The sequence below is a fragment of the Flavobacterium sp. I-STPP5a genome (genome assembly GCF_009764685.1).
In the GTDB taxonomy this organism is placed as follows: Bacteria; Bacteroidota; Bacteroidia; order Flavobacteriales; family Flavobacteriaceae; genus Flavobacterium.
In genome coordinates, this window is record NZ_VHLM01000055.1 from 58228 (window position 1) to 71921 (window position 13694).

A 13694-nucleotide genomic window follows, 5' to 3' on the forward strand; every position below is an offset into this window, starting at 1 on the left:
ATTATAAAAATTACGATATTTGCAACTCAAATCGTAACAAAACATTTATAAATAAAGTAAGGAACATGAATAAAAATACAATCTTAGGTTGGGCAACACTCATTATGATTTTAATGGGATTATTGCTTATTGCTCTGGGCGCGTTTCGATATGATGATGTTGCTGGATGGGGATTTGCAGCAGTAGGAATTGGATTTTTAGCAAATGCTTGGGTATTTAGCTCACTCAAAGGCAGGTTGTAAAATACAAACACAAAGAGAAAAATAAATAAAAAGATAACTGTAAAACATAGATTATGTCAGACGATAAAAAAGTAATATTCTCAATGCAAAAATTGAGTAAAACCTATCAAGGTGCAGATAAACCAGTACTTAAAAATATTTATTTGAGTTTCTTTTATGGTGCCAAAATAGGTATATTAGGACTTAATGGTTCTGGAAAATCATCACTTTTAAAAATTATTGCAGGTGTTGATAAAAATTATCAAGGAGATGTTGTTTTTCAACCGGGTTATACGGTAGGATACTTAGAGCAAGAACCAATTTTGGACGATTCTAAAACCGTTTTAGAAATTGTTCAAGAAGGCGCAGCAGAAACTATGGCTGTTTTAGCAGAATACAATCAAATTAATGATTTGTTTGGACTTGAAGAAAACTATTCTGATCCAGATAAAATGGACAAATTGATGGATCGTCAAGCGGCTTTGCAAGACAAAATTGATGCGCTGGGAGCTTGGGAAATCGATACCAAACTGGAAATTGCTATGGATGCCTTACGTACTCCAGATGGTGATACGCCAATTAAAAACCTTTCTGGTGGTGAGCGTCGTCGTGTAGCTTTGTGTCGTTTGTTGTTGCAACAACCTGACGTTTTGCTTTTAGATGAGCCTACCAACCACTTGGATGCTGAGAGCGTTCTTTGGTTAGAGCAGCATTTAGCACAATATTCAGGAACAGTAATTGCTGTAACGCACGATAGATATTTCCTTGATAATGTAGCTGGTTGGATTCTAGAGTTGGATAGAGGAGAAGGTATTCCGTGGAAAGGGAATTATTCTTCTTGGTTAGATCAAAAATCTAGCAGAATGGCTCTTGAAGAAAAAGTAGCTTCAAAACGCAGAAAAAACTTAGAGCGTGAGTTGGATTGGGTTCGTCAAGGTGCCAAAGGACGTCAAACTAAGCAAAAAGCACGTTTACAGAACTACGATAAATTGTTAAACGAAGACCAAAAACAATTAGACGAAAACTTGGAGATATACATTCCAAATGGTCCACGTTTAGGAACCAATGTTATTGAAGCTAAAAATGTAGCTAAAGCTTTTGGAGACAAATTATTATATGACAATCTAAATTTTACGTTGCCACAAGCCGGAATCGTTGGGATTATTGGACCAAACGGAGCTGGTAAGTCTACTATTTTTAAAATGATAATGGGTGAGCAAGCTACAGATAGTGGTTCTTTTTCTGTTGGTGAAACTGTAAAAATTGCTTACGTAGATCAATCGCATTCTAATATTGATCCTAATAAATCTATCTGGGAAAATTTCGCTGATGGTCAGGAATTAATCATGATGGGTGGTAAACAAGTCAATTCTAGAGCATATTTGTCTCGTTTCAACTTTGGTGGTGGAGAACAAAACAAAAAAGTTTCGATGCTTTCAGGTGGAGAACGCAACCGTTTACACTTGGCAATGACTTTGAAGGAAGAAGGAAATGTACTTTTACTGGATGAGCCAACCAATGATTTGGACGTAAATACGTTAAGAGCATTAGAAGAAGGTCTAGAGAATTTTGCTGGTTGTGCTGTGGTAATTTCGCACGATAGATGGTTCTTAGATAGAATTTGTACGCACATTTTAGCTTTTGAAGGCGACTCTGAAGTGTATTATTTCGAAGGAGGTTTTACTGAATATGAAGAAAATAAAAAGAAACGTTTAGGTGGTGATTTAACTCCAAAACGTTTAAAATATAGAAAATTAATCCGCAACTAATTTCCTCCTATTTTATTGAAAAAGGCTGTCTATTTGGACAGCCTTTTTTATTGTAATAAATCTTTATGTAATTAATTAGATGAAGTTGATTAACTTGTTTAAAATAAAACAATTAATCGGCGTGTTCTAACTTAAAAATTTTGATTTAAGAGCCTCTGTAGGCATCATACAACTTTCTTTTTTACCGTACCATTTGTATCTGTTTTTTGCAACATAATCATAAGCAATATTACTAAATGAAACAGGGAAAAATCCTAAAATACGGGCAAAAGTAAATACTCCTCCTAATTCCTTGGCAATTTCTAATGCTGCTTCTGCTTTGTAATAGTAAGCAACTCCTGGATGATACAAGATGATGCTATCCATTTTTTGCGAATCAATTCCTAAATAATTAGTGATCTCTTGACCTAAAGTAGATTGCAAAGCTACAAACCTAAAAACGTCTTTTGTATCGTGCTTAATAATGAGTTGTACCGAATTATCACACAAATTGCAAACACCATCAAAGAGTATTATTTTCTTATTTTTTGGAAGGTCCTGCATGTTGAAAAATCGGTTTAAATTAGATTAATAAAAAATTATAGAACAATTATTGTATTGTTCCGCATTTACTTTTTTCCTGCCTCGACAAATTCTAAAACATCTAAGCTTGCTTTTGAAGTAAAAACACCATAATTGACTGTGGCTTTATTTTTTTCGATACTGTCAATTGTTCCAATGGCTTTTCCGTCAAACATACGCACTCGATCGCCTACTTTTAGAACTGGTTTTGGCTTTTCAACCACTACTTTTTGTTTTTTCTCTTTCTTTTCCTTTCGAATTTCTTCCACCTGAACGGTTACTTCTTGGATGACTTCTTTCTTTTTTTCAATTTGCGCTTTTGTCTCTTTAGCAGTAGCTTTTTTACGCTTAGAATTTTCAATTTCAATAATTTTCAAAAACTCACCAAGTAGTTCTTTCTTATTTTTGTTGTTGAAATACTTTTCAGAAATGTCTTCAATCTTTTGTCCAATATAAATGGTTTTTTGATTGCTGTCGTACAACTCTTGGTAACTTTCCAGTTTTTGCTTGATTTTTACATTGATATTTTCCATTTTTTTGCCCTCTTCACGTGCTTTGCTTTCTTCTTCTTTTAGCGTTTGCGACGTTTTTTCAAGCTTAGAGCGTTCCTTTTGTAAGGTGGCAATGGTTTTATCAAATCGTACTTTACCAACTTCAATTTTCTTTTTGGCGCGATTAATCAAGCTAAAAGGAATTCCGTTTTTGAGTGCAACCTCAAAAGTAAATGAACTTCCCGCCTGACCGAGCACTAATTTATATAATGGTTCGAGTGTTTTTTCGTCAAAAAGCATGTTGGCATTCGTTGCAAAAGGTAATTCATTCGCAAGAATCTTCAAGTTCGAATAATGGGTTGTGATGATACCAAAAGCTTCTCTGTGGTAGAACTCCTCCAAGAAAATTTCAGCCAAAGCGCCTCCTAATTCAGGATCAGATCCGGTACCAAATTCATCAATTAAAAACATAGTTTTTCTGTTGCATTTTTTCAGAAAGTAATTCATGTTTTTTAATCGATAACTATACGTACTTAAATGATTTTCAATAGATTGATTATCTCCAATATCAGTAAGGATTCTGTCAAATAAAAAGGTTTCACTGCGCTCGTGTACGGGAATCAATATGCCAGATTGCAACATCAATTGCAATAAACCAACTGTTTTTAACGAGATGGTTTTTCCACCAGCATTAGGTCCTGAAATTACAATAATTCTATTTTCTTGTCCTAACTCAATGGTTTGTGGATGCGTTATTTCGTTTTTTTGCTTGTTGTTTAGATACAAAATAGGATGAAAAGCATCTCTAAAATACAATCTGCGTTCTTCAGTAATCGTTGGTAGAATTCCGTTTATTTTATTGGCATATTTGGCTTTTGCAGCAATAACATCGATGTCACTTAAGAAATCTTGATATTCAACCAATAAAGGCAAAAAAGGTCTGATTTGATTGGATAAAAGCTTTAAAATTTGGGTTATTTCCTCTTTTTCTTCGTACTCTAGATTGCTCAATTCTCTGGAATATTGCAAAGTTGCTTCGGGTTCAATATACGCAATACTACCCGTTTTTGAACTGCCCATGATAGAGCCTTTTACTTTACGGCGGTACATGGCCAAAACAGCTAACACTCTTCTATTTTGCACAAAACTCTCTCTAATGTCATCTAGGTAACCCAACGAATTATAGTGCGTTAGTGCTGTTCCAAAACTCTGATTTACTTTTCCGCGCACCGCATTCATACTCCTACGGATATTCAATAAATCTGGAGAGGCATTGTCTTTTATTTCACCGTATTTATCAACCACATCGTCAATCATAGTGATAATGTCTTTGGTCAATTCTACTTGATTTGCTCTGAGATTTAAGTTTGGATAGTAGTCTTCGAATTTTTTTAAAAACTGCAATAAAAAATTCACGGTACTCGAAAGGTTTGCAATTTTTCTAAAACTACCTACTTCAAGAAAACTATCTTCAATAGCAAGAAATTTGATCTCGTGTGAGATGGCTTCAAAACCATGATTTGGGATGGCATTGTTATTTTGAAAAGACGAAACATACTCTGAGGTTTGCAATAAAGCTTGCATCAAAGTTTCTTTGTCTTTAAAAGGAGTTATTTCAAGTGCTTTTTCTTTTCCAATATCAGTATTGCAAATAGAAGATATTGTTTCTAGTACAGTTGGAAATTGTAAATCTTGTAATGTTTTTTCGGTAATGGAGATCATTTATGCTACAGTCTTTTGAACTACAAAAATAAGCTTATTTTAAGAAAGAAACGAGTAGTTATTCTACATAGATTCAAAGAAATAAAAACAGAAAGAAACTCACATATATATAACGCTTTGTTTTACTAATTTTAGGAAAGTTATTTCTATCTTCTTGTATATTTGTACCAATAAATTTTATAAAAAAGCACTATTTTTAATGGATCCAATTACCATCATTCAAGGACAACTAGACGCATACAACAAGCAAGATTTAGAGTTGTTTTTAAGTTTTTTTTCAGACAATATTGAAATATATACTTTTCCAAATGAGTTACTTTACACAGGAATCCAAAATATGAGAGACTATTATGAAAATGCTTGGAAACTTAATCCAAATCAAAAAGCTATTGTAAACGAAAGGATGTTTCTTGACAATACAGTAATAGACAAAGAACTTGTGATTGGGAGAGCAAATGGTATTGACATAAATGTTATAGCAATTTATACAATTAAAGACAATATCATCATTAAAGTGTTTTTTATTCGACAATAGTCAAGTTTAATACATACATTTTTTAAAAAGTTCCTAAAAGAAATCATTATGCTACCAAATTTAAATATTGCTTGGCAAACCATTATTGCAAATGAAATAGAAAAAACTTATTTTCAAGACTTAATGAAGGAAGTGGCGGTAGAATATCAAAATCAAATCTGTTTCCCTCCTAAAGAATTGATTTTTGAGGCTTTTAACCAATGTTCTTTTGATGCTGTAAAAGTGGTAATTATTGGCCAAGATCCTTATCATGGAGTGGGAGAGGCTAATGGTCTATGTTTTTCGGTAGCTGATGGGGTGCGCATACCGCCATCATTAAGAAATATTTTTAGAGAAATGAGTGACGATTTGGGAACGGTTTTTTTGCCTACATCAGGTAACTTGCAGTCGTGGGCTCAGCAAGGTGTTTTGTTGCTCAATGCTACTTTAACAGTGAGACAGGATAGTCCTAATAGTCATAAGCATTTAAAATGGAGTCAGTTTACTGATGCAGTAATTGAGTTCATCAATTCTAAAAAAGAAGGTATTGTATTTGTACTTTGGGGCAGTTTTGCACAAAAAAAAGGAGTGAAAATAGATCGGAACAAACACTTAGTTTTAACATCAGGTCATCCATCACCATTGAGTGCAAATCAAGGGAAATGGTTTGGCTATAAACATTTTAGTCAAGTGAATGATTATCTAGTAGCGAATAATAAAAAAGCTATTGTTTGGAATACCGATAATTAGTCTGAGTCAAGATGTTTAATTTTTTTAGGTTGTTTTGCGTGACTGATGGCAGTGGAGCTCTTTTTAGGCGGGCTTTTTTGCCCAACTAGAAAAGCGGGAACGTACAGCAGGACCCGAAGCTTTTGCGTAGGGGCACGCCCAAAAATTGAATATGCTGAGACTATTTTTTGATAATATCTTCTAGAACAGCCTTGTCGCTGTAATTGATGATTTTTAAAACAACTTCTTGATTTTTGATGGTTTTGCCTTCAATGGTGTACATTTTTCCTTTTTTTACAATTAGGTTACTGTTGTCAAAATCAACATCACCATATTGCAAAGAGTTTTTTATATCAGCGGTATCGATCCATTTTTGCGCCAATATTGTAGATGCTTTATCAGAGTAATAGAAAGGTTTGTTTCTCAAGTCATTTAAGACTCTGGCATTTGGAAAATAGTTACAACGGGTGTCTTTCCCACTGAAAACAAGGGCTACAAAAAAAAGTCCGATCACTAAACCAACTAAATAATAAGCAAAACGCTGAAAAAATTTCATAAAATATTTTTGTGCAAAGGTACTTGAAAAATTTCTTAAAAAACTATTAAATTTATATCACTATGAGGCAGGTCAAACCAGTCTGCAATGGCACTATTGGTGTGAATACCGTGGTACATATAAACTCCATTCTTTAAGCCTTTATCACAACGAATGGCGCGTTCAATACCACCATCTTCGGCAATTTTCATTAAATAGGGTGAAATAATGTTACTAATGGATAAGGAAGCCGTTTTTGAGTAACGAGAAGGAATGTTAGGTACGCAGTAATGCAACACATTACTCTTTATAAAAGTAGGTTTTTCATGTGAGGTTACTTCTGAAGTTTCAAAACAACCTCCTGTATCAATACTAACATCAACAATTACGGCACCATTTTTCATGTGCTCTACCATTGTTTCTGAAACTACCACGGGACATCTGTCTTTTCCTTTCATGGCACCAATGGCTACATCACAACGTCTTAACGCTTTTAAAAGTGCTTTTGGTTGAATGGTTGATGTAAAAATGCGTTGGTTTAAATTGTTTTGTAATCTTCGCAATTTAGTAATAGAATTGTCAAAAACTTTGACACTAGCTCCAAGACCTATAGCTGTTTTTGCAGCAAATTCGCCCACAGTTCCAGCTCCTAAAATTACAACATCAGTAGGAGGAACTCCTGTAATATTACCAAATAACAAGCCTTTTCCAAGGTCATTGGTAATCATTAATTCAGCAGCAATAAGAATAGAGGCCGTACCGGCTATTTCACTTAATGATTTTACTGCAGGATAGGTTCCATCCTCATCTTTAATATATTCAAAAGCTAATGCAATGATTTTCTTTTTGGATAAAGCTTCAAAGTAAGCTTTTGTTCTCGTTTTTAATTGAATGGCCGAAATTATGATCGTTTGAGGATTCATCATTTCAATTTCACTAAGTGTGGCAGGTTCCACTTTTAAAATCATGGGACATCCAAAAACTTTTTTGGTATCACTTGTTATTTCGGCACCAGCATTGCTGTATTCTTTGTCCGTGTAACTTGAACTAAGTCCAGCTCCAGCTTCAATCATCACACGATGTCCTTGAAAAGTCAATGAGTTTACGGCATCGGGTGTAAGGCAAATACGTCGTTCTTGAAAACTAGTTTCTTTTGGAATACCAATAAAAAGTTCACTTTTATGTCTAGCAATCTCTAGCTTTTCTTCTTGAGGTAAAAGCTGCTGTTTGGTGAATGGCGTAGTAGTAATTGACATTTTTTTATGATGAATTAAGCGTCCAATTTACGTAAATTTTGCTAATTAAAGCACTACATTTTAGTAAATTAAAACTCAAATTTAAGCTATTATTTTTTCCATTTTGATATCGGCTCTTTCGTAAATTCCTGATTCGAGTGGAATTTCATTAAAGCCAAACTTTTCATACAAGTGAATTGCTGATTTCAATTTTCTGTTGGAGTATAAAATGATTCTTTCTATTCCTTTTTCTTTTGCAATAGCAAAACAGTGTAGAATCATTTTTTTTCCTACTCCCAGCCCTTGAAATCCATCTGTTACCGCCATTTTACTCAACTCAAAACAGCTGTGGTCTATTTTGATTAAAGAAACGGTTCCAATTATTGCATCGTTGTATTTGGCATAAAAAATCATTCCGCCTTTGTCAATAATCTCTTTTTTAGGGTCCGAAAGTACAATTTCATCTTTAGGCTCTACCTTGAAATATTTCTGCAACCACTCTAAATTTAAAGTCTTTATTGGCGCTGCCAAGTCATCAGAAAAAGGAATTATGGAAACCAAGTTTTCTTGTAGCATACTTTTTTATGTCAAAGTTAATTTTCTAGTTCCATCTGCTAATGCAACGATATGGATCACAGAGTGTGTTTCAGGAATTAAGTTTTCAATCTTTTCAGCCCATTCTATAAAACACCAATGCCCAGAGTACAAGTATTCATCAACACCCATATCAAGAGCTTCCTCTTCTTTGTTTACTCTATAAAAATCAAAATGATAAACCAATTGATTTTGAGATGCTTCGTATTCATTAACTAAAGAAAAAGTTGGACTGCTTGTTGCGCCTTGTACGCCTAATGATGTACAAAGTTGCTTGATTAAAGTAGTTTTTCCAACACCCATTTCACCGTGAAAAAGTATGACTTTATTCGGGTTCTGGGCAATAATTTGTTGTGCTACTTCTTCTAGCTGATCTATAGAAAAAATGATATCCATTCTGATAAAATTATTTAAAGTTGACAATTTAAGTTTTTGGTCTTAGACTGAAAACTGAGACTGATTGCTTTTTTACTTCGGATTAAAAACTAAAAACGGAATAATCATTTCTTCCAGAGAAATTCCTCCGTGTTGATACGTGTTTTTGTAATAACTTACATAGTGGTTGTAATTGTTGACATAGGCCAAAAACAAATCACTTTTTGCAAAAATAAACGAACTACTCATATTAATTGCAGGTAAGCCAATATTTTTTGGATCTTTTACTGCATATACATCTTTGTATTCGTACGTAAGACTTCTACCTGTTTTGTATCTCAGATTCAAACTCGTATTTTTATCTCCCACAACTTTTGATGGGTTTTTTACATTTATAGTACCATGGTCTGTAGTGATAATTAATTTGAAGCCCATTTTTTGTGCCTGCTGAATAATTTCTAGCAAAGGCGAATTTTTAAACCAACTTAATGTCAAAGAGCGATAGGCTTTATCATCAGATGCTAATTCTTTCACCACGTCCATTTCTGTTTTGGCATGCGATAGCATATCGACAAAATTATAAACAATGGTGACTAAATCATTATCTTTTAAAGCCTTGAAACTTTCAGATAATTTTTTACCACCAGCAAGACTCGTAATTTTAAAATAATCTTCTTTAATATTAAGTCCTAATCGCTTGATTTGTGCGGTCAAAAATTCAGCTTCAAACAAGTTTTTACCGCCTTCTTCAGGATCATTTTTCCAATATTGTGGAAACTGTTTTTCCATATCTAAGGGCGTTAAACCCGAGAAGATTGCGTTCCTTGCATACTGCGTGGCAGTTGGTAAAATAGAGTAGTAGGGAACCTCTTTTTCTAATTTATAATAATTGCCTACCACCGTTTCAAAGGTTTTCCATTGGTCGTAGCGCAAGTTGTCAATCACAATAAATAAAATAGGCTTGTCTTTTTTCTTAAGTTCCGGCAACACTAGCTCTTTAAATAAGGTATGCGATTGTATTGGTCGATCGGCATCGGTAACGCTGGCGACTTTTTTAGGCATCGGTGCAAACCAATCTTCATAATTTCGTTCGATATACTTACCAAATTGCGAGTTGGCTTCTACTTTTTGAGATTCTAAAATTTGAATCATCCCTTGATCATCAATGTTTTCTAACTCAAGCTCCCAAAAAATCAATTTTTTATACAATTCTATCCAATCTTCAAATGAATTCACCATCCCCATTTCCATCGCTATTTTGCGAAACTCTTTTTGATAATCGAGTGTTGTTTTTTGAGAAATCAATCGCGAATGATCTAAGTTTTTCTTCAAACTCAGTAAAATTTGGTTCGGATTTACGGGTTTGATCAAATAATCTGCAATTTTAGACCCAATCGCCTCCTCCATGATATACTCTTCCTCACTTTTTGTAATCATGATCATAGGAATTGCTGATTTCTTTTCTTTCATTTCTGAAAGTGTTTCCAATCCGCTCATTCCAGGCATATTTTCATCCAAAAAAACGATGTCAAAATTGTTTTCTTCAAATATAGCAATCGCATCTAAGCCATTGTTACAGGTGGTAACCTCGTAGTTTTTCTTTTCTAGAAATAATATATGTGGTTTCAAAAGGTCAATTTCATCATCAACCCAAAGTATTTTTATCGCGTCCATAACTGTGTCAAATTTTGTTGAATAATAGGTAATCAAAGTGCCAAATTACATCATTTTGCCACTCCAATCTACTAATATTTTGATAAAATTTTAAGACATCTACTGGTAAACTAATCCATTCATTTTTTTTTCATTTTCTCATTGGGCGTGCCCCCAAGTTCCGTAAACTCCACTTGGGTCAGGCTGTGCGCTGTATCTTTGCTTTTTTAAAGAAAAAAAGCAAAGGATGCCGCTTCCATCCTTCACGCTTATTAAACTACAATATGACATATTTTAATTAAAATTGTTTAAATACAATATGTAGACACCTTTTTTAGTTAATTATATTGTAAAAATAAAGATTTTTAGCCTAAAATTTAATAAAAAATTAGGACTACAAGCACGTTAATAATACACTTTGTTTAGTAAATTGTAAGAACAAATAATATTATTTTCAAAAACATTAAATATCACCCTAACTAATTGTTAATTAAAACAGTACTATCATGACCGAAGATTTTATAACTATCGACAAAGAAGCCATTGCTGCACTTAAATTCCCTAATACCGATGTTTTAGAAGATAATGACCAAATAAAAATGAGAATTAGCGAAGTCAACAGAGCGTTATCATTAGGAAACCTGGAACATTCCAAGATCAAAATATTTTTTGAAGATTTTGAGTCAAAAAAAGTAGTTGATACCACTGTTTGGGCTGTAACGGATAAAAATATTATTTTGAAACAAGGTGTTATGATCCCAATTCACAGAATTCATAAATTATTTTAAAACCAAGAAGCTATGCGAAACAAAATTTTTAAAATCTAAAAAAAGATGCTATCAATTTTGTTTCGCGTTTCAATCAATTTGTAAAAAGTTGTTGTAGCGTAAATGATAGTTAATACGTATCTTTGATACTCATTTATGCCAACAAAATTCTTATGAATTCCTCCTTGTTTTACAGTCTTTTACAAAAAAAATTTCCATTTCAGCCCACTTACAAACAAGATGTTTTTTTTCAAAAAATAGCCATTTTTTTGACTGAAACAGAGAATAAGACCATTTTTGTACTCAAAGGATATGCAGGAACAGGAAAAACAACTGTAATCTCTACCATTGTTAACAGCTTAATAGACATTAATAAAAAATATGTTCTACTGGCCCCAACTGGTCGTGCAGCTAAAGTGATTGCTAATTATTCTGACAAACCTGCTTTTACCATTCACAAAAAAATTTATTTTCCTAAAAAATCTTCTGGTGGTGGCGTATCTTTTACTTTACAGCCCAACAAACATAAAAACACCATTTTCATCGTCGATGAAGCCTCGATGATTTCGGATACGAATTCAGATTCTAAGTTGTATGAAAACGGCTCTTTATTAGATGACTTGATTTCATACGTTTACTCAGGTACGAATTGCAAAATGATTTTATTAGGAGATACGGCTCAGTTGCCTCCGGTGAATTTGGATATCAGCCCAGCGCTTGATATTCGTACGCTTGGAATGAATTACGATAAAGAAGTTGAACATATTGAACTAGACGAAGTAATGCGTCAAGAGGAAAACTCAGGTATTTTATTCAACGCCACAGAATTGCGAGAAGTACTCAAGGAATCTTTTATAACTGATTTTAAATTCGATCTCAAAAAATTCAAAGACATTGTACGTTTGACAGACGGTTATGATATTCAAGACGCCATCAACTCTGCCTACAGTAATTACAGCATTGAAGATACCGCATTTATTGTGCGCTCTAATAAAAGAGCCAATCAATACAACGAACAAATTCGCACCAAAATTCTGGACAAAGAAAGCGAACTTTCTACAGGAGATTTTTTAATGGTGGTGAAGAACAATTATTTTTGGCTAAAGGATTCTGACCAGGCAGGTTTTATCGCCAATGGTGATATTATCGAAGTACTCGAAATTTTTAGCATCAAAGAGTTGTACAGCTTCAAATTTGCCAAAGTAAAAATAAGAATGGTGGATTATCCAGATCAAAAACCAATTGAAACTGTTTTGCTTTTAGACACCATTAAAAGCGAATCTCCTTCACTCACGTACGAAGAATCAAACCGACTTTATCAAGAAGTTTTGAAGGATTACGAGGGTGAAACTAAATTTAAACAATTTCAAAAAGTAAAAGCGAATGAATATTTTAATGGCTTGCAGGTAAAATTCTCTTATGCCATTACTTGTCATAAATCACAAGGAGGGCAGTGGAATACGGTTTTTATAGAGCAACCTTATTTGCCAGATGGAATTAACCGTGATTATATAAGATGGTTGTATACAGCCATGACACGTGCCAAAAATAAATTGTATTTAATTGATTTTAAAGATGATAGTTTTGTTGAGTAAATCATATTAACATATAAGTCATTTTAGCCAAAATCAAAGAAAAACTTAAATGAATTTATAAGATTTATATGGTTCAATAAGTTTAAAATAGTTTAGTTATGAATTCATTAAACGATTTATATAAAATTTCGGGCTCTTTTTCAAATACCGAAAAAATGCCAGTTTTGTTTCTAGGTCATGGAAGTCCAATGAATGCCATTGAAGAAAATCAATTTGTATCTGGATTTCGGAATTTGGCTAAAACGCTACCACAACCCAACGCTATTTTGTGTATTTCGGCTCATTGGTATACCAACGGAACCAAAGTTACAGCAATGGAAATGCCGCGAACGATTCACGATTTTGGAGGTTTTCCGCAAGCGTTATTTGACGTGCAATATCCTGTTAAGGGTAGTCCTGAATTAGCAGTAGAAACTAAACAATTATTGACGCCGATCGCGGTTGAACTCGACGAACATTGGGGATTAGACCACGGTGCTTGGAGTGTTATTAAACATTTATATCCGAAGGCCAATGTTCCTGTAATTCAGCTAAGTATTGATTATACAAAACCTCCGCAATATCATTTTGATTTGGCACAAAAATTAAGTGCTTTACGTACCAAAGGAATTTTAATTGTTGGTAGCGGAAACATTATCCACAATTTGAGATTAGTCGATTTTCCGAATTTAGATAAAGATAATTACGGCTATGATTGGGCAATTGAAGCTCGTGAAACTATCAATACCTATTTGATAGACGGAAATTTCAAGCCACTTATTGATTTTGAAAAACAAAGCCGAGCTTTCCAATTAGCGATTCCAACTCCAGAACATTATTTGCCTTTGATTTATACTTTGGGTTTAAAAGGAAAACAAGAAGAACTCAGTTTGTTCAATGATAAGTTACTGGGAGGATCGTTGAGTATGACTTCGGTGAAAATAATGTAGCATC

14 protein-coding genes are annotated in these 13694 nt (G+C 33.7%); 7 read left to right on the plus strand and 7 right to left on the minus strand.

Annotated elements, in window-relative coordinates; all coding sequences use genetic code 11:
• The first annotated feature begins 65 nt into the window (after positions 1 to 65).
• Both FJV36_RS10100 and ettA read left to right on the plus strand, forming a co-directional pair.
• Positions 66 to 242, plus strand: coding sequence for a CAL67264 family membrane protein (locus FJV36_RS10100; protein WP_086453741.1), 177 nt, complete (start codon positions 66 to 68; stop codon positions 240 to 242).
• Positions 243 to 295: 53 nt separating this feature from the next.
• Positions 296 to 1990 (plus strand): energy-dependent translational throttle protein EttA, encoded by a 1695-nt coding sequence (ettA, locus tag FJV36_RS10105; RefSeq protein WP_158729784.1) that lies wholly within the window; start codon positions 296 to 298, stop codon positions 1988 to 1990.
• A gap of 126 nt (positions 1991 to 2116) precedes the next feature.
• On the opposite strand, the gene FJV36_RS10110 is transcribed toward ettA, so the two are convergent.
• Positions 2117 to 2533 (minus strand): thiol-disulfide oxidoreductase DCC family protein, encoded by a 417-nt coding sequence (locus FJV36_RS10110; protein ID WP_158729783.1) that lies wholly within the window; start codon positions 2531 to 2533, stop codon positions 2117 to 2119.
• 65 nt (positions 2534 to 2598) lie between these two features.
• Positions 2599 to 4764: a DNA mismatch repair protein MutS gene (locus FJV36_RS10115; protein ID WP_158729782.1), complete on the minus strand. Its 2166-nt coding sequence runs from the start codon at positions 4762 to 4764 to the stop codon at positions 2599 to 2601.
• 199 nt (positions 4765 to 4963) lie between these two features.
• Here FJV36_RS10115 and FJV36_RS10120 point away from each other — a divergent pair, with 199 nt between their 5' ends.
• Both FJV36_RS10120 and ung read left to right on the plus strand, forming a co-directional pair.
• Positions 4964 to 5299: a nuclear transport factor 2 family protein gene (locus FJV36_RS10120; RefSeq protein WP_158729781.1), complete on the plus strand. Its 336-nt coding sequence runs from the start codon at positions 4964 to 4966 to the stop codon at positions 5297 to 5299.
• Positions 5300 to 5347: 48 nt separating this feature from the next.
• Positions 5348 to 6028 (plus strand): uracil-DNA glycosylase, encoded by a 681-nt coding sequence (gene ung / locus FJV36_RS10125; protein ID WP_158729780.1) that lies wholly within the window; start codon positions 5348 to 5350, stop codon positions 6026 to 6028.
• A gap of 160 nt (positions 6029 to 6188) precedes the next feature.
• Here ung and FJV36_RS10130 read toward each other — a convergent pair whose 3' ends face one another.
• The 5 genes from FJV36_RS10130 to FJV36_RS10150 all read right to left on the minus strand — a co-directional run bounded on the left by FJV36_RS10130 (position 6189) and on the right by FJV36_RS10150 (position 10420).
• Positions 6189 to 6563: a DUF4258 domain-containing protein gene (locus tag FJV36_RS10130; RefSeq protein WP_086453736.1), complete on the minus strand. Its 375-nt coding sequence runs from the start codon at positions 6561 to 6563 to the stop codon at positions 6189 to 6191.
• A 35-nt stretch (positions 6564 to 6598) separates the two neighbouring features.
• A complete protein-coding gene (locus tag FJV36_RS10135) occupies positions 6599 to 7798 on the minus strand; it encodes an alanine dehydrogenase (protein ID WP_167496929.1) in 1200 nt (399 codons plus the stop codon).
• 81 nt (positions 7799 to 7879) lie between these two features.
• Positions 7880 to 8353: a GNAT family N-acetyltransferase gene (locus FJV36_RS10140; protein WP_158729779.1), complete on the minus strand. Its 474-nt coding sequence runs from the start codon at positions 8351 to 8353 to the stop codon at positions 7880 to 7882.
• 6 nt (positions 8354 to 8359) lie between these two features.
• Positions 8360 to 8767 carry a tRNA (adenosine(37)-N6)-threonylcarbamoyltransferase complex ATPase subunit type 1 TsaE gene (tsaE, locus tag FJV36_RS10145; protein WP_158729778.1) on the minus strand — a complete coding sequence of 136 codons (408 nt, stop codon included), beginning with the start codon at positions 8765 to 8767 and terminating at the stop codon, positions 8360 to 8362.
• A gap of 72 nt (positions 8768 to 8839) precedes the next feature.
• Positions 8840 to 10420, minus strand: coding sequence for a bifunctional response regulator/alkaline phosphatase family protein (locus FJV36_RS10150; protein WP_158729777.1), 1581 nt, complete (start codon positions 10418 to 10420; stop codon positions 8840 to 8842).
• 485 nt (positions 10421 to 10905) lie between these two features.
• Here FJV36_RS10150 and FJV36_RS10155 point away from each other — a divergent pair, with 485 nt between their 5' ends.
• The 3 genes from FJV36_RS10155 to ygiD all read left to right on the plus strand — a co-directional run bounded on the left by FJV36_RS10155 (position 10906) and on the right by ygiD (position 13690).
• Complete coding sequence (locus tag FJV36_RS10155) at positions 10906 to 11187, plus strand: hypothetical protein (protein WP_158729776.1); 282 nt, start codon at positions 10906 to 10908, stop codon at positions 11185 to 11187.
• Positions 11188 to 11339: 152 nt separating this feature from the next.
• On the plus strand, positions 11340 to 12761 hold the full coding sequence (locus FJV36_RS10160; protein WP_158729775.1) for an ATP-dependent RecD-like DNA helicase: 1422 nt from the start codon (positions 11340 to 11342) through the stop codon (positions 12759 to 12761).
• A gap of 98 nt (positions 12762 to 12859) precedes the next feature.
• Entirely contained in the window at positions 12860 to 13690 is an 831-nt protein-coding gene (gene ygiD, locus FJV36_RS10165) for a 4,5-DOPA dioxygenase extradiol (protein ID WP_158729774.1), read from the plus strand.
• Positions 13691 to 13694: the final 4 nt, after the last annotated feature.

What these genes read in the sequence shown, in the direction of transcription:
- FJV36_RS10100 (WP_086453741.1), top strand. Translation starts at nt 66, where the DNA reads ATGAATAAAAATACAATCTTAGGTTGGGCAACACTCATTATGATTTTA.
- ettA (WP_158729784.1), top strand. Translation starts at nt 296, where the DNA reads ATGTCAGACGATAAAAAAGTAATATTCTCAATGCAAAAATTGAGTAAA.
- FJV36_RS10110 (WP_158729783.1), bottom strand. Translation starts at nt 2,533, where the DNA reads ATGCAGGACCTTCCAAAAAATAAGAAAATAATACTCTTTGATGGTGTT.
- FJV36_RS10115 (WP_158729782.1), bottom strand. Translation starts at nt 4,764, where the DNA reads ATGATCTCCATTACCGAAAAAACATTACAAGATTTACAATTTCCAACT.
- FJV36_RS10120 (WP_158729781.1), top strand. Translation starts at nt 4,964, where the DNA reads ATGGATCCAATTACCATCATTCAAGGACAACTAGACGCATACAACAAG.
- ung (WP_158729780.1), top strand. Translation starts at nt 5,348, where the DNA reads ATGCTACCAAATTTAAATATTGCTTGGCAAACCATTATTGCAAATGAA.
- FJV36_RS10130 (WP_086453736.1), bottom strand. Translation starts at nt 6,563, where the DNA reads ATGAAATTTTTTCAGCGTTTTGCTTATTATTTAGTTGGTTTAGTGATC.
- FJV36_RS10135 (WP_167496929.1), bottom strand. Translation starts at nt 7,798, where the DNA reads ATGTCAATTACTACTACGCCATTCACCAAACAGCAGCTTTTACCTCAA.
- FJV36_RS10140 (WP_158729779.1), bottom strand. Translation starts at nt 8,353, where the DNA reads ATGCTACAAGAAAACTTGGTTTCCATAATTCCTTTTTCTGATGACTTG.
- tsaE (WP_158729778.1), bottom strand. Translation starts at nt 8,767, where the DNA reads ATGGATATCATTTTTTCTATAGATCAGCTAGAAGAAGTAGCACAACAA.
- FJV36_RS10150 (WP_158729777.1), bottom strand. Translation starts at nt 10,420, where the DNA reads ATGGACGCGATAAAAATACTTTGGGTTGATGATGAAATTGACCTTTTG.
- FJV36_RS10155 (WP_158729776.1), top strand. Translation starts at nt 10,906, where the DNA reads ATGACCGAAGATTTTATAACTATCGACAAAGAAGCCATTGCTGCACTT.
- FJV36_RS10160 (WP_158729775.1), top strand. Translation starts at nt 11,340, where the DNA reads ATGAATTCCTCCTTGTTTTACAGTCTTTTACAAAAAAAATTTCCATTT.
- ygiD (WP_158729774.1), top strand. Translation starts at nt 12,860, where the DNA reads ATGAATTCATTAAACGATTTATATAAAATTTCGGGCTCTTTTTCAAAT.